The organism is Acinetobacter sp. YH12219, assembly GCF_013417875.1.
In the GTDB taxonomy this organism is placed as follows: Bacteria; Pseudomonadota; Gammaproteobacteria; order Pseudomonadales; family Moraxellaceae; genus Acinetobacter; species Acinetobacter amyesii.
Window position 1 is genome coordinate 20632 of record NZ_VPDC01000015.1, and the last position, 23627, is coordinate 44258.

At 43.0% G+C, this 23627-nt stretch carries 20 protein-coding genes; 12 read left to right on the forward strand and 8 right to left on the reverse strand.

Annotation, left to right across the window (positions count from 1 at the left end; all coding sequences use genetic code 11):
• Nucleotides 1-142: 142 nt before the first annotated feature.
• Entirely contained in the window at nucleotides 143-1966 is a 1824-nt protein-coding gene (locus FTV04_RS10980) for an acyl-CoA dehydrogenase C-terminal domain-containing protein (protein ID WP_180089545.1), read from the reverse strand.
• Between the two features lie 266 nt (nucleotides 1967-2232).
• On the opposite strand from FTV04_RS10980, the gene FTV04_RS10985 reads away from it, so the two are divergent.
• Nucleotides 2233-4707, forward strand: coding sequence for a hypothetical protein (locus tag FTV04_RS10985; RefSeq protein ID WP_257221034.1), 2475 nt, complete (start codon nucleotides 2233-2235; stop codon nucleotides 4705-4707).
• Between the two features lie 86 nt (nucleotides 4708-4793).
• Here FTV04_RS10985 and aroE read toward each other — a convergent pair whose 3' ends face one another.
• The 3 genes from aroE to hemF all read right to left on the reverse strand — a co-directional run bounded on the left by aroE (nucleotide 4794) and on the right by hemF (nucleotide 7077).
• Complete coding sequence (gene aroE, locus FTV04_RS10990) at nucleotides 4794-5582, reverse strand: shikimate dehydrogenase (RefSeq protein WP_168379097.1); 789 nt, start codon at nucleotides 5580-5582, stop codon at nucleotides 4794-4796.
• Nucleotides 5583-5684: 102 nt separating this feature from the next.
• Nucleotides 5685-5906 (reverse strand): hypothetical protein, encoded by a 222-nt coding sequence (locus tag FTV04_RS10995; protein WP_078189308.1) that lies wholly within the window; start codon nucleotides 5904-5906, stop codon nucleotides 5685-5687.
• Between the two features lie 229 nt (nucleotides 5907-6135).
• Nucleotides 6136-7077, reverse strand: a complete 942-nt coding sequence (gene hemF, locus FTV04_RS11000) for an oxygen-dependent coproporphyrinogen oxidase (RefSeq protein ID WP_078189307.1) — start codon at nucleotides 7075-7077, stop codon at nucleotides 6136-6138.
• Between the two features lie 277 nt (nucleotides 7078-7354).
• Here hemF and hemN point away from each other — a divergent pair, with 277 nt between their 5' ends.
• Nucleotides 7355-8728, forward strand: a complete 1374-nt coding sequence (gene hemN, locus FTV04_RS11005; protein WP_180089550.1) for an oxygen-independent coproporphyrinogen III oxidase — start codon at nucleotides 7355-7357, stop codon at nucleotides 8726-8728.
• Between the two features lie 95 nt (nucleotides 8729-8823).
• Here the strand turns inward: hemN and ribA are convergent, their stop codons facing one another.
• Nucleotides 8824-9426 (reverse strand): GTP cyclohydrolase II, encoded by a 603-nt coding sequence (ribA, locus tag FTV04_RS11010; RefSeq protein WP_180008468.1) that lies wholly within the window; start codon nucleotides 9424-9426, stop codon nucleotides 8824-8826.
• 311 nt (nucleotides 9427-9737) lie between these two features.
• Here ribA and dxs point away from each other — a divergent pair, with 311 nt between their 5' ends.
• The 8 genes from dxs to FTV04_RS11050 all read left to right on the forward strand — a co-directional run bounded on the left by dxs (nucleotide 9738) and on the right by FTV04_RS11050 (nucleotide 18495).
• A complete protein-coding gene (gene dxs / locus FTV04_RS11015; RefSeq protein ID WP_180089552.1) occupies nucleotides 9738-11648 on the forward strand; it encodes a 1-deoxy-D-xylulose-5-phosphate synthase in 1911 nt (636 codons plus the stop codon).
• Nucleotides 11649-11760: 112 nt separating this feature from the next.
• Nucleotides 11761-12591, forward strand: coding sequence for an inositol monophosphatase family protein (locus FTV04_RS11020; RefSeq protein WP_078189303.1), 831 nt, complete (start codon nucleotides 11761-11763; stop codon nucleotides 12589-12591).
• 457 nt (nucleotides 12592-13048) lie between these two features.
• Nucleotides 13049-14860, forward strand: a complete 1812-nt coding sequence (locus tag FTV04_RS11025; RefSeq protein WP_180021587.1) for a DEAD/DEAH box helicase — start codon at nucleotides 13049-13051, stop codon at nucleotides 14858-14860.
• 407 nt (nucleotides 14861-15267) lie between these two features.
• Nucleotides 15268-16086 (forward strand): ABC transporter ATP-binding protein, encoded by an 819-nt coding sequence (locus FTV04_RS11030; RefSeq protein ID WP_218947263.1) that lies wholly within the window; start codon nucleotides 15268-15270, stop codon nucleotides 16084-16086.
• Complete coding sequence (mlaE, locus tag FTV04_RS11035; RefSeq protein ID WP_078189301.1) at nucleotides 16083-16862, forward strand: lipid asymmetry maintenance ABC transporter permease subunit MlaE; 780 nt, start codon at nucleotides 16083-16085, stop codon at nucleotides 16860-16862. Before FTV04_RS11030 ends, mlaE begins: the two co-directional genes overlap by 4 nt.
• A complete protein-coding gene (locus tag FTV04_RS11040; protein ID WP_180024337.1) occupies nucleotides 16862-17542 on the forward strand; it encodes an outer membrane lipid asymmetry maintenance protein MlaD in 681 nt (226 codons plus the stop codon). Before mlaE ends, FTV04_RS11040 begins: the two co-directional genes overlap by 1 nt.
• A gap of 17 nt (nucleotides 17543-17559) precedes the next feature.
• Nucleotides 17560-18195, forward strand: a complete 636-nt coding sequence (locus tag FTV04_RS11045) for an ABC transporter substrate-binding protein (RefSeq protein ID WP_180089554.1) — start codon at nucleotides 17560-17562, stop codon at nucleotides 18193-18195.
• Between the two features lie 39 nt (nucleotides 18196-18234).
• Nucleotides 18235-18495 carry a lipid asymmetry maintenance protein MlaB gene (locus FTV04_RS11050; RefSeq protein ID WP_218945760.1) on the forward strand — a complete coding sequence of 87 codons (261 nt, stop codon included), beginning with the start codon at nucleotides 18235-18237 and terminating at the stop codon, nucleotides 18493-18495.
• Nucleotides 18496-18576: 81 nt separating this feature from the next.
• Here FTV04_RS11050 and FTV04_RS11055 read toward each other — a convergent pair whose 3' ends face one another.
• The gene (locus FTV04_RS11055; RefSeq protein ID WP_078189297.1) at nucleotides 18577-19590 is read right to left on the reverse strand and encodes a CorA family divalent cation transporter; all 1014 of its coding nucleotides are present in this window, start codon (nucleotides 19588-19590) and stop codon (nucleotides 18577-18579) included.
• A 155-nt stretch (nucleotides 19591-19745) separates the two neighbouring features.
• Between FTV04_RS11055 and FTV04_RS11060 the strand changes: the two genes are divergently transcribed.
• Together FTV04_RS11060 and FTV04_RS11065 are read left to right on the forward strand one after the other, a co-directional pair.
• On the forward strand, nucleotides 19746-20351 hold the full coding sequence (locus FTV04_RS11060; RefSeq protein ID WP_180089556.1) for a TIGR00730 family Rossman fold protein: 606 nt from the start codon (nucleotides 19746-19748) through the stop codon (nucleotides 20349-20351).
• Entirely contained in the window at nucleotides 20351-20758 is a 408-nt protein-coding gene (locus FTV04_RS11065) for an NUDIX domain-containing protein (protein WP_180089559.1), read from the forward strand. Before FTV04_RS11060 ends, FTV04_RS11065 begins: the two co-directional genes overlap by 1 nt.
• A gap of 46 nt (nucleotides 20759-20804) precedes the next feature.
• Here the strand turns inward: FTV04_RS11065 and FTV04_RS11070 are convergent, their stop codons facing one another.
• Nucleotides 20805-21437: a ComF family protein gene (locus tag FTV04_RS11070; RefSeq protein ID WP_180089561.1), complete on the reverse strand. Its 633-nt coding sequence runs from the start codon at nucleotides 21435-21437 to the stop codon at nucleotides 20805-20807.
• Between the two features lie 142 nt (nucleotides 21438-21579).
• Nucleotides 21580-23625 carry an ATP-dependent DNA helicase RecG gene (recG, locus tag FTV04_RS11075; RefSeq protein WP_180089563.1) on the reverse strand — a complete coding sequence of 682 codons (2046 nt, stop codon included), beginning with the start codon at nucleotides 23623-23625 and terminating at the stop codon, nucleotides 21580-21582.
• Nucleotides 23626-23627 lie beyond the last annotated feature (2 nt).

A 23627-nucleotide genomic window follows, 5' to 3' on the forward strand; every position in this document is an offset into this window, starting at 1 on the left:
GTTCATCTTTATACATTGTTATTACCTCATGAAGAAATTAAGAATACTACTCGTAATTCCTATAGATCAAAATTAAAAGAGAAGATAATAAAAAGACCGCTGAAGCGGTCTTTTTATTGAGTCATTTAACTCGGTTTAAAGCTTAGTAGTCAAAGCTAAAGTGTTCAGGTGCCAAAGAAGTCATGGTCTTCGATGGGTTGACCATTGCTTCAGCGTGACCTTGTGAGCGTGGTAATAGACGTTCAAAGTAGAAGTCTGCCACTTTGATTTTTGCTTTATAGAACTCAGGAACTTCTACACCATTGCCTTCTGCTAATTTTTCAGAAGCTACGGCAGCTTGTTGTGCCCAGAAATAAGCCATCATCACGTAGCCAGAGAACATCAAGAAATCTACAGATGCAGAAGATACGATGTCACGGTCTTTACGTGCTGCAAGCATGATACGAACCGTTAATGCATTCCATTGTGCGCAAAGCTTCGTTAAGTCCCACGCAAAACGACGCATGTATTTGTTACGTGCATGTTGACCACAGAACTTCAAAATTTCAGCTGTGTAGTCACGAATCACTTTACCTTTAGAGGTCAACAGAACTTTACGACCAATCAAGTCTAGTGCTTGAACACCGGTTGTGCCTTCGTAGAGAGTAGAGATACGTGAGTCACGAACAATTTGTTCCATGCCCCATTCTTTAATATAACCATGACCTCCGTATACTTGCATACCATGGTTTGCAGCTTCATAACCCATTTCGGTTAAGAAACCTTTGAGAATCGGGGTGTAGAAGCCTAAGTGGTCATCATGTGCTTCAAACGCTGCTGTATCACCGCGGGTTAAAGCATCAGTCATTTTGTCCGCAATTTGAGCTGCATAGTAAATCATTGAACGGCCGCCTTCAGCGATCGCTTTTTGAGTTAAAAGCATACGACGTACGTCTGCATGGTGAATAATCGCATCGGCTACTTTTTCAGGATCTTTTTTACCTGAAAGTGCGCGCATAGACATACGTTCTTTGGCATATGGAAGAGCGCCTTGGAATGCCAATTCAGCATGTGCAATGCCTTGGATCGCTGTACCAATACGTGCAGTGTTCATAAAGGTGAACATTGCGTGTAGGCCTTTGTGTTTTTCACCGATCAAGTAACCAATCGCATTGTCAAAGTTCAACACAGCTGTTGCTGAAGCACGGATCCCCATTTTGTGTTCAATCGAACCACAAGTCACAGGGTTGCGTTCGCCCACTGAACCGTCTGCATTCACAAGGAATTTTGGAACGATGAACAATGAAATCCCTTTAGTACCTGCAGGAGCATCTGGAAGACGAGCAAGTACGATATGCACGATGTTATCTGTTAAATCATGCTCACCCGCAGAGATGAAGATTTTTGTACCAGAAATTGCATAGCTACCGTCAGCTTGAGGTTCCGCTTTGGTTTTTACCTGACCTAAGTCGGTACCGCATTGAGGTTCAGTTAAGCACATGGTGCCTGACCAAGTTCCAGCAACAAGGTTCGGTAAATATTGGTTTTTCTGTTCTTCTGAACCAAATTGTAGAATGGTGTTGATACAACCTACGCTGAGACCCGGATACATTTGGAATGACCAGTTTGCTGTACCCATCATTTCAGATTTGATGAGATTCAACGACTGTGGTAAGTTTTGACCGCCAAATTCTTCAGGGAAAGACAGACCTTGCCAGCCACCCTGTACAAATTGGTCATAGGCTTCTTTAAACCCTTTTGGTGTTTTCACATCGCCATTTTCAAAATGACAGCCTTCTTCATCACCCGTTTGGTTCAAAGGCGAAAGGATATTTTCACAAAAATCTGCTGCACCTTCTAAAATCATGTCGACAGTGTCTGCATCAGCAGCTTCACCATTAGACAAAGTTTTGTAATGTGCTGGGTAATCGAGCACTTCATTCATTAAGAAACGAATATCGTGTAAAGGCGCTTTATATGCAGGCATAGTCTTAATCCTAATATCTAAATTTTTTTGGATTATCTGTATTGATGATTTGATTATTCATAATTTCATCAAAAAAACATTGATGAATACGCCCTTAAAAAATGTCAGAAAGGCGAATTGTAATATTTAACCAACATGTGAAAAATAAACTTCTGATAGACTTAATGTTGATCTTTTGATCATTTTTTTCTTTTAATAAATCATAAAGAACTTAGGTCTTTCGTACAATTATGCGATTAAAATATATAACACTTTGTTTACTGGGTTTGAGCATTACTGGGTGTGCTCAACATGTCATAAAAACCAATTCAACGGAGCAGTCTCTCGGGCAACAAGCCACTCAAGGCTTAAACGCAATGTTTGAAAATGCCAGTTATGACATGAAAGGGCAATTTTCAATTCAGACCGATATTCAGTTCGATGAAAAAAAGCCTGAAACCAAGTCAAAACCTGCGATAAGCACACAGCCAGAGCTGGATCCTAAACTTACAAAACAACTGGATCAGTTGATTAAAACCCAAAATATTCCATTTAGCCAAAAAGAAAAGAAACAGCTCTATCAAGCGATTGCCAATGAATCGATCCCACCATCAGCGCGCTATAGCGATGAAGATGATGGCGTTTCTCCGCAATCCAAAATTGCACAATCACTACTGAATGTGTTGAATGATTTACAGTTTAGCTATAGCGGTTCAGTACATTTTAGAGAAAAACTTGCTGCCTTAACCTTGCAATTGAGTTATCAAAAACCGACCTTGCAGGTGAATGCACAGTTGCCGATGATCATTGATTTTAATCAACATAAATTTTATACCAACTACTTTGCGTTCATGCCGTTTATGGTGAATCGCGAAAGCCAAAGCAGCTTGGCTTATGTGGATTTTTCAAAACATAAAGAGACGATTGCTCAGTACGATTTGAAAAAATTTGCTGACTATTTAAAACAGATGAATGCTTTGCCCTATGTCTTGGCAGAGCCGAATCAAGTGCAAAATATTGCTTTAACACGTGATGAAAAAAATGCAGGGCTGACTAAAAAAATCCGCTATGTGGGTGATCTCGATGCGCTTTACACCCAGCTTGAACTTTTTGATTTTGTGAACGCCAACTATTACACCACGCAAATCAAAGGTCAGCGCAATAGTGACGCTGAGCAAGATGAATCTGTGGACGCTGCTGCGCATCTCAGTGCTTCCGAAGAGGCGATGGCTGCGGCTGAAGCGGCGGGAGGGACTGCAGTAGCGGCAGCAGCTGAGGATGAAGACTATGATGCGGCTTATGCATCTGTAGAACGTGTGAATGAGCTGCTCAATGCGAAAATGCATGGCCTGATGTATCACCAACACGAAACGGAAGACGAACAAACGTCTTCTGCCGCTGAATCTGCTGAAGAGGCGATTGATACTGCAAGTGCATATGCGGAGGCAACCGCGGGTGATGACGAAGAAGCCTATAGTTCGGATACTGAAGTAACCGAAGTTTATGCGGCTTCCGAAGAAGATGATGAAACAGCGAACTTATCTGAGGAAGTCTGTCAGGCCTTGATGAACACCAAACAGGTGCCGATTGGTAAAGTCACGCTGTGTCAGGATTATCAAGATGTTCGGGTGATACCGCTGCAAACAGATTCTGTACCATCGGCCTCTGATGCGGACGCATCCAACACAGATTCTGAGATTTCGGATGCTGTTGAGCAGTTAAAGCCAGTATTCCAGCAATATCAAAGTGAACAACTTATCGATGTAAAACAATTTCAGCAATTATGGCAAAAGCATCAAGCTGAAATTGCGCAGGTGCTGAATGCACAGGATAAATCATCTTCGAATGTTGTGATGGATGTAGGCTTAGATCACAAAGGCCGCGTCCAAGTAATGGACTATCAATTGGCCTTTAATGAGCCACGTTTAGGTCAATTAAAGCTGAAAAGTAGCAACCAAATCTTGAATTATGGCAATGCGACTAAAATTGATCGTCAAGCCATGAAACAGGCAAAATCCATTGAGGAAGTCAGTAAAGATTCACTCTTTGAAAATATGTTGAAAGGTCTGCTTGCACCAATCACGGGAAATGATCCTCTGCTTGCTGAAGCAGAAACTGCATCGGTTGATGATGTCCGTGCTGCAAATGAAGAAATCGAACTTCCTGAATATCTAAGTACTGTGGCTTTGCAAAGTTATAAACGTCATCAATCTGAAGTGAAAGCCTATCAAGCGGCATTTGTCGTGGCATTTGCTAATTATCGCGCTCAGTATGTGCGTTATTACTCAGCCAATGATTTGAATGAAATTGCAGAAGTTTATGCATATCGATTTGTTGATGGCTTAAAAGAGCCAACAGGCAATGCGCTGAAACGTTTAAATCAATTACGTGATAAGCATGCTTTGCATCGCTATCAAGACTTTGATAACTTAGGTTCTTCAGTCAATCATTATGTGCAGTCGGGGATTGGTGAGTACAAAGCTCAGGTTGAGTGGAAACAATTGCAAAAAACTTATAAGACTGATCAGGCGATATTTGCACATTTATATCAACAAAACTTTTTAGCCAGTTATGAACTGGAAGGAACTGAAAAAGCGCATTTGGTGAAAGCATCAAAAATCTATGCGCAAGCCTTTGCTGATGATATCAAAGGAAAATTATCAGAAGCGTCATTGCAAGGCCTAGCAGCAGAACACGAAGAGTTGTTCAGCCAATCGGCTTATTATGAGACCTATAAGGTGATACAAAAACACAAGAACTAAGTTGGATCAAAAAAAGAACCTCAATTGAGGTTCTTTTTTTAGGTGTTTCGACTGCTCAGAAAGTGAATTGAGCAAATCATTTTGAATTATAGAAAGTCTTTTAGATCAGGTTTAATGCCATTCCAAATGGAAAAAGATTCAATCGCTTGACCAACCAACATGCCAAAACCTTCTGAGGTCGGAACATGGCGTGCTTTGGCTTGATCCAAAAACGTCGACGGTTTGCCATAGGCCATTTCATAGGCGTGCGTGAATTGTAAAGCTTCAGGCAAAATCAGTGCATCACCCGTTAAGCTGGCCGATGTGGCATTAATCACCAGATCAAATTGACCTGCTAAGTCGGTGAGGGCAATGGCTGCAAGTTCTGCATTGGGGACAGCAGTTTTTAAGTCAGCGACCAATTGTTCAGCACGCGCTAAAGTACGATTGGCAATGACGATTTTTTTGGCCCCAGCTTGTACCAGTGGGTAAATCACGCCACGTGTCGCACCGCCTGCACCAATGATCAATATATCGGTCTGTTCTAAATTCCAATCTAAGGCACGGATGGCATCGACTAGGCCTTGTCCATCGGTATTATCGCCATGGAGTGTGCCATCTTGCATCCATAGTGTATTGACCGCACCTGCAATTTTGGCACGTTCAGTAAGGACGGCACATTGTGCATAGGCTTGTTCTTTAAACGGAACAGTGACATTCATACCGATGCCACCTTCGGCAAAGAAGGATTCGACACTGTGCTGAAAACCATCGAGTGGCGCAAGTCGTTTGCTGTACTGAATGTCGAGGCCTGTTTTTTCAGCGAAGGCATGATGAAGTTCAGGTGAGCGTGATTGTTCAATCGGGTTGCCAATCACGGCAAATTGTTTGCTCATTGCACAGCGTCCATGTAGATGTGAAAGAGCAGACAATATACGCCAAAACCGAGGATGGCTAAAGTTCGGGCAGTCTTAAAATCGTGAAATAAAGGCGGAAAATTAAGGATTACAAATATCTAGGACGCTTTGAATCAAGATGCTCGCCGCACTGATGACTAAACCAATCAAGGCAACCACCATGAAGCCAATAGCCAAATTATCATTCAAAGACGTTTCGGAAAAAATATTGGTACTGATAGCGCTAATCAGCACAACAGCAAAGCTCCAAAACACCAATGCAGTAAGACTGACTGCTTTTTTATTGAGTGTTTGATGTGTCATGTGCGTTGTACTCCGTACAAGAAAATTACAGCCATGAGTTTATTGACACATTGTGCAATGACATAGCTTAAAGCTGTTTAAAAGATGTGTCATTGTTGAGCAATCTGATTACAAAGTAAATGCTTAAAAAATTTATTTATGCATCAAGATATTACATACAAATGAATACTCTAATCCTCAGGCAATAAAAAGCCCCTGACGGACAGGGGCAAATACATGTTTATCGGTTTTATTTCAGCGTATTCAGCCAATCTTGCGGTTTTAAATAAAAGTCGGTGAGCCTTTTCTCGGCAGAATGTTCTTCCCATTCAGGACGATACGACCAGCCTGCCAAGGGTGGCATACTCACTAAAATCGACTCAATACGTCCACCAGTTTGTAAGCCAAATAAGGTACCACGGTCATAGACCAGGTTATATTCAACGTAACGACCACGACGGTATAGTTGGAAGTCTCGTTGTGCTTCGGTATAGGCTTTGTCTTGGTTTCTTTGGAAGATCGGTAAAATCGCCTCTAAATAACCATTACCCACGGCCTGCATATATTTGAAACAGGTTTCAAAGTCCCATTGGTTGAGATCATCAAAGAATAAGCCACCCACACCACGTTGTTCATCACGGTGTTTTAGATAGAAATAGTCATCACACCATTTCTTATGTTCATCATAGAGTGTATCGCTAAATGGGGCACAAAGATCATGGGCAGTTTGATGCCAAGATAAGACATCTTCATCATTTGGATAAAATGGAGTGAGGTCAAAACCACCGCCAAACCACCAAATCGGATCTTGGCCTTCTTTTTCCGCGACAAATAAACGCACATTGGCATGGGAGGTCGGGACGTTGGGGTTTTTCGGGTGAATTACCAATGACACGCCCATGGCTTGCGCTTTAGCACCTGCAATAGCGGGATGGCGTTCAGTCGCAGAGGCCGGTAATTTTGAAATGTTGATGTGCGAGAACATCACGCCGCCTTTTTCAATCACAGTTCCATTTTGAAGAACACGTGAGCGACCACCACCACCTTCAGGGCGTTCCCAGTCATCGATCGCAAATTCGGCACTTCCGCCACCAGCACGTTCTTGCTGTTCCAATGCGGCACAAATCCGTGCCTGTAAATCGCGAAGGAATTCATCTACACGTTGAATATCGGCTGAAGTTGGATTCTGCATGGTGACCTTTATTAAAATAATTTAAAGATAAGTGTCATCAAAGCATAAATTAGGTAAAAACTTAAGGCATTTTTCCCGATACTCAGCATCGGATCTATGCTTTAAATCTGGAAATCTAGTGATTAAACCAAAAGATCATGCAAAGTTAGCAGCAATTGCTCAGACTGAAATTGGGACTATTCCGACAAATTTGCTAGGTTGAATTCACTTCTGAAGCCCAGCACAATAATCATTAAGTAGATTTAAATTGAATCTCATTGATTGAAATGGTGCATCGATGTCTCAGCAAGCGAGTTCTTTAATTCAAAAATATAATGTACCGGGTCCACGCTATACCAGTTATCCAACCGTACCGTATTGGGAGGAAGCTGAGTTTTCATTACAACAGTGGAAACAGGGATTAAAGCGTTCATTTGATGAGACCAATCACAGCGAAGGCATCAGTCTGTACATTCATCTGCCATTTTGTGAAAGCTTATGTACGTTTTGTGGTTGCCATAAAAAAGTCACAAAAAAACATGAGATGGAGCTGCCTTATATTCAGGCGGTGCTGAAAGAATGGGACTTATATTGTCAGCTCTTGGTCGATCGACCGATGATTAAAGAAATTCATTTGGGCGGGGGAACGCCTACTTTCTTTTCTCCTGAGCATCTCACCCGGTTGATTCAAGGCATTCTAGTGCATGCTGATATTGCCGATACACATGAATTTAGCTTTGAAGGGCATCCGAACAATACCACACGTGAGCATTTACAAGCTTTGTATGATGTTGGTTTTCGACGCGTAAGTTATGGAGTGCAGGATTATAATGAGAAGGTGCAAAAAGCCATCCACCGTATTCAGCCCTTTGCACATGTTGAACAAGTGACACAGTGGGCACGTGATATTGGCTATACCTCTATTTCGCATGACTTGGTTTTTGGTTTGCCATTTCAGGATTTAAACGACGTGTTGCATACCATTGAACAGACCAATCGTTTGATGCCAGATCGTTTAGCCTTTTATAGCTATGCACATGTGCCGTGGATTAAGGGCAATGGTCAGCGTGGTTTTAAAGATGCTGATGTCCCGAAAGATGATTTAAAGCGTCAATGCTATGAGGAAGGTAAAAAACAGCTACTAGCGCAGGGCTATCATGAAATTGGGATGGATCATTTTGCATTAACCCAAGATCCGATGTATCAAGCTTTTCAGCAGGGCAGTTTGCACCGTAATTTTATGGGCTATACCGCATCGAAAACCCAAGTAATGATTGGACTCGGCTTATCCTCGATCAGTGATAGTTGGTACAGCTTTGCGCAAAATGAAAAGAAAATTGAAGACTATTATGCACGTTTAGAAGCGAATGAAATTCCAGTCTATCGGGGGCATGTGCTGACAAATGAGGACTTAATCATCCGTAAGCATATTCTCAATTTGATGTGTAGTTTCCAAACCTCTTGGGCAGGTCCAGAAATGCAATTTCCTGAGCTTGATGAAGTATTAGCGCAATTGGCTGAAATGCAAGAAGATGGCTTGCTCGAAATTTTTGATCAGTACATTCAGGTGAGTGATGCAGGCAAGCCTTTTGTACGTAATATCTGCATGGCTTTTGACTTAAGGTTAAAACGCCGTGTGCCGGAAAATCGTATTTTTTCGATGACGATTTGAATTTCCCCTAACCCCTCTTTATTTAAAGAGGGGAAAGCCTCCCTTTTGTAAAGGGAGGTTTGGAGGGATTTATAGATGGAGAATTTAAAGGATTTTTAAAAATCATCCTTTTGATACATATGCGACATACGATCATGTTTGGTTTTTAAATATTGTTCGTTAAATGGATTTAAACCCACAGTCAGCGGAACGCGATCGACGACATTCACCCCTTGTTCTTGGAGCGCTTTAATTTTTAACGGGTTATTGGTAATGAGACGCACAGCCGTAATATTGAGATGATTCAACATGATAGGACACATATCATAACGACGTGCATCGGCAGGAAGATCCAATAATAAATTGGCATCCACTGTGTCATGGCCTTGGTCTTGTAGGGCATAGGCACGGATTTTATTGGTTAAACCAATACCGCGACCTTCTTGGCGTAAATATAAAATCACCCCTTGACCCGCTTCATTAATTAATTTTTGGGTGGCTTGAAGTTGTGGGCCACAGTCACATTTGAGTGAAGCGAAGGCATCACCAGTCAGGCATTCGGAGTGGATACGTACTAACACAGGTTCAGTGGGAGCTTGTTCTAGTCCTTTAGAGAGTGCGACATGTTCTTCACCGGTTTCAGGATCCTGAAAAACCGTAATATTGAATTCACCAAAAGCGGTCGGTAATCTTGACGTTGCGACAAATTCTATAGGCACTGCTTAACCCGTTTATTCGATTATAAATTGGCTAAAGTATAGCGTAATGCTTGGACATTGGTAGAATTGCAACGACGAATTTATGCAGAACATTTTCTTTTTTGTATAAAGCGAACGATAATAGTTGATAAATAGGAAGATTATTCAGGATAATCTGACTCATTCAAAATCTCCCCAACGAGATCATTGCTAAAAATTACATCGCTACAAGTTTGGCTGATTGTAAGGTGATACAATTCGACGATATGATCGAGTTACCCATTTAGACCGAGCTTAGGAATTTGCCAGGCTTTAGAAGGCTTTGCCACATTATGCTGTATAAAGAAATACCATCTCAACGCCCTGTAACACCGTTGCTGGATACGATTAACCATCCTCAACAACTTCGTTTACTCGAGCGCAGCCAATTAGAGCAAGTGGCGGATGAGTTACGTCAATTTATTTTGTATGCGGCCGGACAAAGTGGTGGGCATTTTGGTGCCAATCTTGGGGTGATCGAATTAACCGTGGCATTACATTATTGTTTTGAAACGCCACGTGATCGTTTGATTTGGGATGTGGGTCATCAAGCTTATCCGCATAAAGCCTTAACCGGTCGTCGTGAACAATTAGTGACGATTCGTGCCAAAGATGGTTTGGCTGCGTTTCCTGCCCGTGAAGAATCTGAATTTGACACCTTTGGTGTAGGCCATTCATCAACAGCGATTTCTGCTGGTCTTGGGATGTCATTGGCACGTCGCTTCAAGCAAGATCCCTGTCATGTGGTTGCAATCGTGGGTGATGGCGCGATGACAGCGGGCATGGCTTTTGAAGCCATGAACGATGCGGTGGCACACAATGCTGACCTCATGGTGGTATTGAACGACAATGATATGTCGATCTCATGCAGTACCGGTGGTTTTGCCAAACATTTGGCTGCGATTTGGGAAAGTGGTCAATCGGTTAATATTTCTGAAAATGGCGAAGCCTATATTCAACCGCATCCTGAATGGGCGTATAACTCACGCCTACATTGTGCTGCGACCGATGCTGCAGATAACTTATTTAAAGCCATTGGCTTTGACTACTTTGGTCCTTTTGATGGGCACGATGTTGAACAATTAACACATGTGTTTGAAGCCTTAAAAAAACGCACAGGCCCACGTTTAGTGCATGTCTATACCAAAAAAGGTAAAGGCTTTGCACCTGCCGAAGCAGATCAAATCAAATACCATGCCATCAGTAAAGTGAATGCACCCGTTGCAGTGGCAACTGCACCGAAATATTCAGATGTTTTTGGTCAGTGGTTATGTGATGAAGCTGCACAGGATGATCGTTTATTGGCGATTACCCCAGCGATGTGTGAAGGTTCAGGCATGGTGCAATTTGCCAAGCAGTTCCCTGAGCGTTTCTTTGATGTTGCCATTGCAGAACAACATGCGGTGACTTTGGCTGCGGGTATGGCCTGTGAAGGGGTAAAACCGGTTGTTGCAATCTATTCAACCTTCTTACAACGTGGTTATGACCAGCTGATTCATGACGTTGCTTTGCAAAATCTTGATGTGACATTTGGTATCGACCGTGCAGGTTTGGTTGGTGAAGATGGCCCAACGCATGCCGGTGCATATGATTATGCCTTTATGCGTACCGTGCCAAACATGGTGATCATGGCGCCGAAAGACGAAAATGAATGTCGTCAAATGTTGCATACGGCTTATTTGTATAAAGGTCCAGCTGCAGTACGTTACCCACGTGGTAATGGGCTGGGTGTTGAGATTCAGCAAGAGATGACTGAGCTTGAAATTGGCCGTGGTGAAATTGTTGCAAACTTCAATGATCAGCAAGAGGACACCATTTCTATACTGGCATTTGGTAGTCGTGTTCAAGCGGCACTAGAGGCAGGACAGGCTTTAGCGACAAAGCTAGATGTGGCTGTGCGTGTGATTAATATGCGCTTCGTGAAGCCCTTAGATACACAGTTGATTGATCAAATCGCGGCAAGTACGCAACTGTTTGTGACAGTTGAAGAGCATGCAGTCATGGCGGGTGCGGGCAGTGCAGTAAATGAATATTTAGCCCAAGCAGGCGTGGTTAAGCCTGTGCTGAATTTAGGTTTGGCTGACGAGTTCATGCATCAAGCAACACATGCTCAAATGTTGCATCAGGCTGGACTGGATGCTGAAGGCATTGGCGCTTCAGTGACACAGAGCTGGCTAAAACATAAGCAAACAGTGGTTTGTTGAATTTCTAATTTTTAGAAACATTTTTTCCCTAAAAGCCCTTATATTTGATAAGATATAAGGGCTTTTATGCATTATTCTTTATCAGTATCTTCAAATTTGTAGTGGGTGTTCAATGGAACCTATGGTGGTTATGGCTGCGCGTGCGGCTCAATTAGTTGGTCAAGAGCTTTTAAAAGCGCATCAAAATCGTCATAAACTCGATCTACAAGTCGAAGAAAAAGGAATTGATGGTCCAGTAACGCGTGTAGACCGTTATTTGGAACAATTGACTATCGATACCCTACGCAAAAGCTATAAAAATCACAGTTTCCTAGGCGAAGAGTTTGGTCTTCAAGAAGGCAAAGGTCACGACGCTGATTGGTGTTGGATCATCGACCCACTTGATGGCACATTAAACTTTGTCAATGGTGTTCCACATTTCTGTATCTCTATTGCAGTTCAACATAAAGGTGTAACTCAGCACGGTGTTATTTATGACCCTGTGAAAGATGAGTTGTTCTCTGCAAGCCGTGGTCGCGGTGCGATGATGAACCAACGCCGTATTCGTGTAAATGTAAAAGACAGCTTAGAAAACACTTTCCTTTCAGTGGGTCATGCGTATCGTAAAATTCGTAATGGCGAAGTGGTTTCTTATGCGAAAAACCATTTCAACTCATTGTTAAATGTGACTGAAGCCGGTGCTCAATACCGTCGTTCAGGTTCTGCTGCTCTTGATCTAGCATATGTTGCTGCAGGTCGTTTCGATGGTTATTTCGAACTTGGTTTGAAACCTTGGGACATCGCTGCAGGCGAACTTATTGTGAAAGAAGCGGGTGGTACTGTGGTTGATGCTCGTGGTGGTAACGACTCAATGGACAATGGTCAAGTACTTGCATGTTCTATGAAAATGCTTAAACCGCTTATGCAAGCTGTAGTTCCAGCTTGGGGCGAAGCTGCTAAATAATAGAACGCTTAGTTCGAGTTTATTGACAGAATAATGAAATAAAGCCCTCTTTATGAGGGCTTTATTTTTGTCTAATCGGTCAAAAATAATGGCTTAAACACCTATAACTTAAAGCTTCTTACAAAAAATATTCTGAAGTTGACTAAAACAGGTGACATTTAAAAACTTTCTGCTATAATCCCCGCACGCACTAAATTTCGTTCATTACCTGAACATTCTCTTCTATCATTGTGTATGCGCGTTCCGGTCCAAAGAGAGGACGATATTTCGCGCCCCACCCAATCGCTAAGCGATTCCTTCAGGTTGCGGCTGTAATCATGTGTGCGTTATACGCATCGTCGTTCTCGGATCGCCGCTGATTCTATATTTTCAGCGTCTTTTGCTGTGCCGCTTTTTGCCGATGTCCATCTGAATTTATATTTTTAATGGAGCACCCATTTTTGGGGTGAAATACTCTATGAGCAAAACTTTTGCTGATTTTCCTTTACATGAGTCGTTACAACTAGCATTACAAGGTCTAGGTTTTACTACTCCGACTCCAGTGCAAGAACAATCAATTCCAGCTGCATTAGAAGGTAAAGACCTTCTTGTATCAAGCCAAACTGGTTCTGGTAAAACTGCTGCATTCTTACTCCCAACTGTGAATGCTTTGGCTGGTCAAGACACATTGATGTCTTTCAAAGAGCGCATGAAAGCGGTAACTGCACCGTCTATTCTTGTACTTTGCCCTACACGTGAATTGGCTCAACAGGTGAGCCAAGACGCAATTGCTTTAGTACGTCACATGAAAGGTGTTCGTATTGCTGCAATTATGGGTGGTATGCCTTTCGGTAAACAAATCCAACAGCTTAAAGGTGCACAAGTTGTCGTAGCGACTCCAGGTCGTTTACTTGACTTGGTTAACCGTCGTCAAATTAAACTAGACAACGTTGATGCGTTAATCGTTGACGAAGCTGACCGTATGCTTGACTTAGGTTTCTCTGAAGACCTAGAAGCGATCAGCGACTTGGCTGCTAACCGTAAACAAACATTAATGTTCTCTGCAACATTTGCGCCGCGTATCATTACACTTGCAGAACGCATGATGAATGATCCACAGCGTATTGCGATTGAAACTGGTCATTCTACAAATACTGACATTACTCAGACACTTCACTGGACTGACGGTTTCGAACACAAGAAAAAACTTTTGACTCACTGGTTATCTGATGAGTCTGTAGATCAAGCAGTTGTATTCGCATCTACCCAAGAAGATACAGATATGTTGGCTGAAGAACTTGCAGAAGCAGGTCACTCAGTTGTCGCTCTTCACGGTGCAATGCCACAAACTGTACGTAACCGTCGTTTACGTAGCATTCGTGAAGGTCGTGCAAAAATCTTAGTTGCGACTGACGTTGCTGCACGTGGTCTAGACGTACCAACTATTTCACACGTAATTAACTTCGGTCTTCCAATGAAGAACGAAGACTATGTACACCGTATCGGTCGTACAGGTCGTGCAGGCCGTACTGGTAACGCGATTACTTTAGCGACTTACCGTGAACGCGGTAAAATCCGTGCTTTAGAAGACTTCTTAGATGCACGTTTAAATGTATCTGAAATTGAAGGTCTTGAGCCATCTCCACCTCCTGCACGCGGTAGCCGTGATGGCGGTCGTGGTCGTCGTGATGGCGGTCGCGGTGGTCGTGGTGGTTTCGGTGGCGGTCGTCGTTTTGAAGGTGAATCAAACTTCAAACGTCGTGAAGGCAACCGTGATGGCGAACGTCGTTCATTCGGTGGCGAAGATCGTCCACGTCGCGAATACAACAACGATCGTCCACGTCGTGAAGGCGGTTTCGAAGATCGTCCACGTCGCGAATTTAACAACGATCGTCCACGTCGTGAAGGCGGTTTCGAAGATCGTCCACGTCGCGAATTTAACAACGATCGTCCACGTCGTGAAAGCGGTTTTGAAGATCGTCCACGTCGCGAATTTAACAGCGATCGTCCACGTCGTGAAGGTGGTTTTGACCGTCGTTCTAACGATGACAACCGTGGTAACCGTGTAGATTACAAACCAGCTCGTGAAGGTTATGGCGATCGTCCAAAACGTTCATTTGGTGAAGATCGTCCACGTCGTGAATTCAACGGTGACCGTCCTCAACGTTCATTTGGTGAAGATCGTCCAAAACGTTTCGGCGATGACCGTCCAAAACGTTTCGGTGATGATAAACCACGTGGCGAACGCACTTTCGGTGAAGACCGTCCACGTCGTAAATTCAATGACTAATTGAATTTCGAAAGAAATATCGAAAAAACCGGTGGAAACACCGGTTTTTTTTATGGATTTAAATTAGCTTTTTAATTAGAAAAATGTATACTTGATCAAACTTTATGTGTTTAATGATAATTAATATGAACGGAAACGCGTTGGCAAATATGCGTACAGTGATGATCGAGGTACTTATGCCTTATATCGGTTTGACACTCTTATTGTGTAATATCGTTTACTATATATACAATTATTTTAACTAAATTCTTCTATTGGGTTGAAAGCAGCCTCTATAAAATCGCATTAATAATAAAAAACAATTTACCTGATGGAATGCAGGGATATGCGCTCATGCAATGGTAACATTTTAAACTTCAATCCTTTATAGTATGCATGCTGAAAAAAATGCAGGAAAATCCTCAGCTATGAATAATCAAACGTCTTCTCAGACTCAGGCACTGATCGAAGTGAAAAACCTGAGTTTTAAGCGAGGAGAGCGCGTCATTTATGACAATGTCAGTTTAAAAATTCGTCGTGGTCAGATCACTGCAATTATGGGTCCATCTGGTACAGGTAAAACGACTTTACTCCGTTTAATTGGTGGTCAATTGACTCCCGATAATGGAGAAGTGTTGCTTGATGGGCAGGACATTGCACAGATGTCACGTCAGGAACTCTTCGCTGCGCGTGCGCGTATGGGGATGCTGTTTCAGAGCGGCGCATTATTTACCGATATGTCGGTATATGAAAACGTAGCCTTTCCAATTCGTGCGCATACCAAGTTGCCAGAGCATTTGATCGCTGAAATTGTTGCGTTGAAATTAGAGTCTGTTGGTTTACGTGGCGCAGAAAAAATGATGCCCTCTGAACTTTCAGGTGGTATGAATCGTCGTGTGGCTTTGGCCCGTGCAATTGCACTCGATCCTGAGCTGATCATGTATGACGAACCCTTTGCAGGGCAAGACCCGATTGTGATGGGGGTTTTAACTCGCTTGATTCGTTCGCTACGTGAAGCTTTAGATCTAACCACGATTATTGTTTCGCATGATGTGGCTGAAACATTATCAATTGCAGATTACATCTATGTGGTAGCTGAAGGGAAAGTGCAGGGCGAGGGAACACCTGAGCAGTTAAAAGCACATGCTTCGCCTTTTGTGAAGCAGTTCTTGACAGGTTCGGTAGAAGGTCCGGTCGATTATCAATTCAGTCATCAGCCCTATTTAAATCATGAGGTTCGTTCATGAATGCTATTGCCGCATTAGGTAGACGCGTCATTGAACGTGTTCGAGGAATCGGCGTAGCAACCATTATGTTGCTGCAGATTCTTTTTTCCATGCCGACTTTACTTGGCGTGAAATTGTTTATTTATCAGATGTACCGTGTTGGTGTGCTTTCATTACTAATTATTGTGGTATCTGGGTTATTTATTGGCTCGGTACTGGGTTTGCAGATGTATAGCATTCTGTCAACCTTTGGTAGTGAAGCGATGCTCGGCACAGCCGTTGCACTGACTTTACTGCGTGAACTTGCACCTGTGGTTGCGGCTTTACTCTTTGCAGGTCGTGCAGGTTCTGCTTTAACGGCTGAAATTGGTTTGATGAAAGCCACTGAGCAGTTGTCGAGTATGGAAATGATCGGGGTCGATCCATTAAAACGTGTGATCTCGCCTCGACTTTGGGCTGGTATTTTTAGCTTGCCAATGTTGTCGGTGATTTTCGCTGCGGTCGGTATCATGGGCGGTAAATTGGTGGGTGTTGATTTTCTGGGTGCAGATGAAGGCTCTTATTGGAGTGGCATCGAGAACAGTGTGCAATTCTTTAAAGACGTCTTTAATGGCACCATCATCAAAAGTTTTGTTTTTGCATTAATTTGTACATGGATTGCGGTCTATCAGGGTTATGCCTGTGTCCCAACTTCAGAAGGTATTGCAACGTCGACCACACGTACTGTCGTGTATTCTTCGTTGTGTGTTTTAGGATCAGATTTCGTGTTGACTGCGGTCATGTTCGGAGGTATTTAATGAAATCACGTACGAGTGAACTGGCCGTCGGTTTTTTTGTCATTCTGTTTGCTATCGCTATTTTCTTCTTGGCGATGCGTGTGAGTGGTTTGGTCGGCAATAACATCGAAGACAGTTATGAATTAACCGCGACATTTGAAAATGTAAACGGGATTAAACCCCGTGCCAAAGTCACCTTAAGCGGTGTCAAAGTCGGTCAAGTGGAGTCGTTGAAACTCGATCCTGTGACGCGCTTAGTGACAGCACATCTCATTATGGATGGCTCATTAACCTCTTACAACGCAGAACAATTAAAAGAAGTGCAAAAGAATGCACTCGAAGAGCTGCGTTACACATCAGACTATGAAGCAGCAACACCTGCGAAACAAAAAGAAATGGAACAGCAACTGATTGCTAACATGAAATCCATCACCAATATCGATGAAGATGCTTACATTATGGTGGCAACCAATGGTTTATTGGGCGAGAAATATTTGAAAATTGTACCGGGTGGTGGTGTCAACTTCTTAAAACGTGGTGACCAAATTGGTAATACCCAAGGTACGATGGAAATCGAAGATTTGGTGTCTAAATTTGTGACCGGTGGTGCAGGGAACAAATCTGACAACACAGCAGATGCTGAACAAAAAACAGAAGCTGCTGACACAACAACGGCAGAAGAACCTGCATTTGTTGAATAATTTTTAGGAGAAATTAAGTGAATACATTGTTAAAACAGACGCTTACAGCAAGTATCTTATCAACTATGATGGCAGGTACAGCTTTTGCTGCTCCAAGCGAAGCACCACCTGCATTTGTAAAAAAAGTGGCTGATGGCCTCATTACACGTTTAAAAGCAGACCACGCAAAACTACAAAATAACCCTGCGGTTGTGAAAACGATTGTTCGTCAAAACTTAGACCCGTATATCGATTCACAAGCGTTCACACGTATCGTGATGGGTACTTATGCAACGAATCAATACAGCTCAGCGGCTCAACGTGCGCAGTTTGAACGTAACTTCCGTGCAACACTGATCGAAAACTATGGTTCAGCTTTTGCTAAGTTTAGTAACCAAACATATAGCATGCGTCCTTATAAAGCATCGAACAGTAAGAACCCTGTTGTAACGATTGATTTCCATAACAACGGTGAAAAAATTCCAGTCTCTTTCCAGTTGGCGGATAAAGGTTCACAATGGAAAATCCGTAATATCAACGTTTCGGGTATCGATCTAGGCTTACAATTCCGTAATCAGTTTGCGGCCACTGTAAAACGTAATGGCGGTAACATTGATAAAGCAATTGCGAACTTCAAACCTGATGCTGATGCTGCATTAGACAAGAAAAAATAAGATAGGTGATGTGTGATTAAACTTCATCAACAAGAATTGATGGTTTCAGGCAAAATCGATTACAACAATGCCGAATTGTACTATCAAGACGGCTTGAAATTGATTCAACAACAGCAAGCTTTTCCCTTAGTGGTCAATCTTGCTGAGCTTGAGCATGGCAGTACTTTGGCTTTAGCTGTTTTGGTCCGTTGGTTACGTCAAACGCCAAAAGCGCAAGGTTTACAGTTTAAAGCAGTCCCTGAAAAAATGATGAAGATTATTCAAGCCTGTCATCTTGAGCATGACTTGCAATTGATCTAAATAAAAAAAAAGCACCGTAAGGTGCTTTTTTTTATTTTAGCGGGATAAGAAACTCTCGCAAGTCTACGCAATAGGAACGGATTAAATCCATTTCTTCCAGCGGAAGTACATCAATGGGCCAATAAAGAATGCCACGATGATTAAGCTGACCACGATAAAACTGGTTGTACCATGCGCGAATGGCAGTACATCGGTGTTCATTCCATAGACGCTAGCTACTAACATCGGTGGCGCAAGCATACTTGGTAAAATCGAGAATCGACGAATTGTATCGTTCTGTTCGGTGTTAATGAACCCAGAAGTGGTATCCAGTAAGAATCGAACCTTTTGGAACAAGAAGGCATCATGCTCAACAAGAGAGCGTACGTCTTCGCTGAGTTCTCGGATGTCGGCATCATAAATATGACTACCCAAGGCGCGAGGACGTGATAGGAAGGTGAGAACACGACGTAAGTCGATCAGACACAGCTGAGCTTTCCCGAGCATATCTTCTAAATGCGCAAGTCGGGTAATCATGTCATCTAAGTCTAAAATCATCTCACGATGACGGTTATTCAGTACTTCTGTGGAATACTTTTCTAAGTCCTTGTGGATATCTTCCAAGATATCTGCAAGTTCATCGAGTTTGGCTTCTAAAAGACCCAATAAAATCCAAGTTGGATCTTTATAGTCAATTTCATAATCGTTACGACGCGCGCGGGCACGAAAGGCACGGAAAGCCACCAGCTTTTCACCCCGTAAAGTGAATAAGCGTTCTTTATGCAAAATAAAGGCAACTGTCTGCACGGTAGCTAAGGTGCTGGCATTTTCTTCGGGTTCGCCATCGACCTGAAAATTTTTATTTTTCGTTAAAAAATAGGTGCTGATGTGCAAAATACCATCGTCATCACGGTAGAATCGTGCACTCGACGAAATATCTTCTAATGATTTTAATGTAGGTAAATTCTGATCATAGGCATCCATAATCCATTGCTGTTCTTCCTGAGACGGGGCAATGAGATCGAGCCAGACTAAATCCTGATGTAAATCGAAGTCACCATTGATGGTGACATCTTCCAGGCTACCGCGCTCTGTGGCGTAAAAGGCTTCAAGCATGTTGTCTTTTCCCCTTACGCAGTAAGTTAAAAATGAATGGGTGTATTTTAGACAAGGATTTGCTGAAAAACACTGTTCTAATGCTTAATTTATGAAAAAATCTGTTTAAAGTTGATTTTTCCAGCATAGCGTTCCTGATCTGATGGTGATTATAAATGAAATCTATCGCAATTTTCTGTGGTTCCGCCCTTGGTAACAATCCTGCCTATTTACAGGTGGCTGAAAAAGTCGGTCGTCATTTAGCGGCCCAAGGTATTACATTAGTCTATGGTGGTGGCCGTTCAGGTTTGATGGGTGTCGTGGCAGATAGTGCTTTGCGTGCAGGTGGGCAAGTCATTGGGGTGATTCCAAAAGTCTTGGTCGATAAAGAATTGGCACATCCAGATTTAACCGAATTGCATGTGGTAGAAAATATGCAACAACGGAAAACTAAAATGTCTGAACTCTCGGATGGTTTTGTGGCGATTCCAGGTGGAGCAGGGACTTTAGAGGAAATTTTTGAGCAGTGGACGTGGGCTCAATTGGGCATTCATTTAAAGCCATGTGCCTTTCTCAATGTAGATGGTTTTTATGACGATTTATTGAATTTTCTAAAAACAACTGCAGAAAAAGGCTTTACCCATCCGCGTTTTATCGAAGGCTTAATTACAGAAGATAATATTGAAACGATTGTTGAAAAGTTTCAACATTTCACTGCGCCAGAGCCGAAATGGGGCATGGTTGAACGTACAGCCTTTATCGCGGATTTGGAACAAGATTGATGAAAACCATAACCGTTGCCGCAGCCATTATTCTAAATGAACAGCATGAACTTTTAGTGGTTCGTAAAAAACACACGGCATTCTTTATGCAAGTGGGTGGAAAATTAGAACCCAATGAAGCTCCTGAAATCACCATGCTGCGTGAAATTCAGGAAGAAATTGGCTGCGCTGCGCAGATTGAGCAATTCATTGGTCGTTTTGAAACGGCTGCTGCGAACGAAGTCGATCATCTACTGGTGAGTTATGTCTATCTGGTCCAGTTGCAAGGTGAACCGAAAATTGATGCGGAAATTGCAGCGATGCAATGGGTCAGCTTGGATGATACACAAACAAAACTTGCACCTTTAACACGTGAGGTGGTGATTCCTTGGGTGAAGCAGCAGGCGCGATCTCTTGCTGAAAGCTAAACCGCTTCGCTTGCTCAGTTTCTTTATTAGTGGTTGATGTTTGAAACTAAGGCTGTGCCGCAGCAATGCATGCGGCATATACCTGCGTGCAATGTAGCTGATGTAACAGCGTACTTAATGCATGGATTGAACTCCCCGTGGTCACCACATCATCAATGATGAGGACTTTACGGAAACGGCGTTTTTCGGTTGGGTTGATAATAAATTGCTGTTCGATATTTTCTAGGCGTTCTAGCCGACTTAAACCTTTTTGAGCGTGCTGTGCTTGACGAATCACTGGTTGCCAAACAGGGATGCGCAATTGCTTTGCCATCATCTGTGCAACGAGCAGCATTTGGTTATACCCACGGTCTTTAAGGCGTTCTACTGAAATAGGCATGGGGACGATGGCTTGAACCCTAGCTAAGCGCAAGCTTAAAAGGCTCTGTGCCAGTAAATTTTGATAGTGCAATTGTTGCTCATACTTATAGCTTTGAATGATGCGATCTATAGGGAAATCATAGTAAAAGGCACAAGAGATGCTGTGTTCATGGCGATCAACCGCTTGTTTAAACCAAGGCAGTTGTGCCCAGCAGTCGGTACAAAGCGAATGATGTTGTTGTCGATCGATACCGCAGAGCAGGCAAGGGGAAACGCTCTGTATTCCTTTTTGGATGAAGTGTTGGATAGATTGGAGCATGTTTTTATTCTAATCATTCTTTTTTGAGTATTTTGCACAGATTGCTGTGAAGTGCAATCACGACACTACAGCAATCTGTTCGACAAGCTTACTGCTTAAAGCCAATCTGCATTTTTAGGATAATCGATCCATCATCCTAATTTTATACATAGGCATAACGGGGTGCTTCAGGCAGCCATCGTTTTAAAAGCGCTTGAGCCTGTGCAGGATGGTCATTCAAGACTTGTTGAGCCACATAGTGAGCCTGATTGAGTAAATGATCATCTCGCTCTAATTTTGCTACACGAAAGCCCATATCGCCCGTTTGTTTAGTGCCGAGGAGCTCACCGGGGCCGCGAATTTCCAAATCTTTTTCAGCAATAATAAAGCCGTCATTGGTCTCGCGCATAATGCGTAAACGCTCTTGCCCATTTTGCGACAAGGGATTTTTATACAGCAAGGCACAGAAACTGGCTTTGGCACCACGCCCTACACGACCACGTAGCTGATGTAGTTGTGAAAGCCCTAGGCGTTCTGCATTTTCAATCACCATGATTGAGGCGTTCGGGACGTCAACACCGACTTCAATGACGGTGGTTGCAATTAGTAATTGCAATTCATTATTTTTAAATTGCTGCATCACTGCTTGCTTTTCATCGGCCTTCATTTTGCCGTGAACCAGACCAATATTGAGGTCTGGGAAGCGTTCTTTAATTTCATTAAAAGTTGCTTCAGCGGCTTGAGCATCTAAGGTTTCGGATTGTTCCACTAGGGTACAGACCCAATAGGCTTGTTTGCCTTCAGCACAATTGCTGGCAATCCGCTGTAGCACTTCTTCACGACGATCCAGTGGAATGGTGACCGTTTGAATCGGTGTACGACCGGGTGGTAGTTCATCAATGACAGAGGTGTCTAAGTCGCCATAAGCCGACATCGCCAAGGTACGAGGAATAGGGGTTGCTGTCATCACCAGTTGATGTGGTGTCATGCCATTGAGACCTTTGTTCCGAAGTGCCAAACGCTGATCGACACCAAAACGGTGTTGCTCATCAATAATCACTAAACCCAATTTGGCAAATTGAACATTGTCTTGAAATAAAGCATGTGTGCCGACCACTAAATTGGCGGAACCATCTTGAATACTTTGTTCTGCTGCAGCTCGAGCTTTACCTTTTTGCTTGCCTGAAAGCCAGGACACGGTCAGACCCATAGGCTCAAACCATTTTTTGAAATTTAGATAATGTTGTTCGGCCAAAATTTCTGTTGGCGCCATCATGGCCACTTGCCAACCTTCCTCAAGCGCATGACAGGCTGCAACGCCTGCAACCAAGGTTTTACCTGCACCTACATCGCCTTGTACGAGTCGCAGCATAGGTTTGTTCTTTTTCAGATCGACCGCAATTTCTTTGGACACGCGTTTTTGTGCGCCGGTCATTTCAAACGGTAGTGTACTTAAAAGCTGTTTGGTGAAGTTCTTACTTGCAGAGAATGACGGTGCTTCGATTTGTTGAATATAAGCACGGCGGCTGAGCAAACTGACCTGATGGGCAACCAATTCTTCGAAAATTAAACGTTGCTGTGCAGGATGAGAACCTTGGCTGAGTTGCAACATATTGGCATCGACAGGGGGGTGATGAATATAGTCCAGTGCTTGTTTTAGGGCATAGCCATTGGTGAATTTTTCTGGCAATAATTCAGGTAAGTCATCACTATATAACTGTAGTGCTTGTTTGACGTATTCACGCAGTTTGGGCTGTGTTAAGCCTTCAGTTGCAGGGTAAATCGCAGTGAGTTGGGTTTGAGGTAAAGGCGTGTGTTCAGTAATCACCTGTAGTTCAGGATGATACATTTCTAAGCCACGAGCACCAACACGGACTTCACCAAAAATCCGTAAACGATTTCCCGGTTTTACCCGATCAGTAATGCCTTTGTAGATATGGTAAAAACGTAAAGTGACTTTGCCACAATCGTCATCCAAAAGGGCGGCCATCGATTTACGCTTACCGGGTGGGAAGTCGATATTTTTGACCGTGCCTTCTAGTAAATAACTGCGGCCCACGGTTAATTGGTTCATGGGGATGATCGTGCTACGATCTTCATAGTCGCGTGGCAGATGAAACAAAAGATCATCTGTCGTGAAAATATTTAGTTTTTCAAGTAAAGCAGCGGCGGCATTGCCAACCCCTTGCAATTGATGGACGGCAGCCATGT

What these genes read in the sequence shown, in the direction of transcription:
- FTV04_RS10980 (WP_180089545.1), bottom strand. Translation starts at nt 1,966, where the DNA reads ATGCCTGCATATAAAGCGCCTTTACACGATATTCGTTTCTTAATGAAT.
- aroE (WP_168379097.1), bottom strand. Translation starts at nt 5,582, where the DNA reads ATGAGCAAACAATTTGCCGTGATTGGCAACCCGATTGAACAATCACGC.
- FTV04_RS10995 (WP_078189308.1), bottom strand. Translation starts at nt 5,906, where the DNA reads ATGACACATCAAACACTCAATAAAAAAGCAGTCAGTCTTACTGCATTG.
- hemF (WP_078189307.1), bottom strand. Translation starts at nt 7,077, where the DNA reads ATGCAGAATCCAACTTCAGCCGATATTCAACGTGTAGATGAATTCCTT.
- hemN (WP_180089550.1), top strand. Translation starts at nt 7,355, where the DNA reads ATGTCTCAGCAAGCGAGTTCTTTAATTCAAAAATATAATGTACCGGGT.
- dxs (WP_180089552.1), top strand. Translation starts at nt 9,738, where the DNA reads ATGCTGTATAAAGAAATACCATCTCAACGCCCTGTAACACCGTTGCTG.
- FTV04_RS11020 (WP_078189303.1), top strand. Translation starts at nt 11,761, where the DNA reads ATGGAACCTATGGTGGTTATGGCTGCGCGTGCGGCTCAATTAGTTGGT.
- FTV04_RS11025 (WP_180021587.1), top strand. Translation starts at nt 13,049, where the DNA reads ATGAGCAAAACTTTTGCTGATTTTCCTTTACATGAGTCGTTACAACTA.
- FTV04_RS11030 (WP_218947263.1), top strand. Translation starts at nt 15,268, where the DNA reads ATGAATAATCAAACGTCTTCTCAGACTCAGGCACTGATCGAAGTGAAA.
- mlaE (WP_078189301.1), top strand. Translation starts at nt 16,083, where the DNA reads ATGAATGCTATTGCCGCATTAGGTAGACGCGTCATTGAACGTGTTCGA.
- FTV04_RS11040 (WP_180024337.1), top strand. Translation starts at nt 16,862, where the DNA reads ATGAAATCACGTACGAGTGAACTGGCCGTCGGTTTTTTTGTCATTCTG.
- FTV04_RS11050 (WP_218945760.1), top strand. Translation starts at nt 18,235, where the DNA reads ATGGTTTCAGGCAAAATCGATTACAACAATGCCGAATTGTACTATCAA.
- FTV04_RS11055 (WP_078189297.1), bottom strand. Translation starts at nt 19,590, where the DNA reads ATGCTTGAAGCCTTTTACGCCACAGAGCGCGGTAGCCTGGAAGATGTC.
- FTV04_RS11060 (WP_180089556.1), top strand. Translation starts at nt 19,746, where the DNA reads ATGAAATCTATCGCAATTTTCTGTGGTTCCGCCCTTGGTAACAATCCT.
- FTV04_RS11065 (WP_180089559.1), top strand. Translation starts at nt 20,351, where the DNA reads ATGAAAACCATAACCGTTGCCGCAGCCATTATTCTAAATGAACAGCAT.
- FTV04_RS11070 (WP_180089561.1), bottom strand. Translation starts at nt 21,437, where the DNA reads ATGCTCCAATCTATCCAACACTTCATCCAAAAAGGAATACAGAGCGTT.
- recG (WP_180089563.1), bottom strand. Translation starts at nt 23,625, where the DNA reads ATGGCTGCCGTCCATCAATTGCAAGGGGTTGGCAATGCCGCCGCTGCT.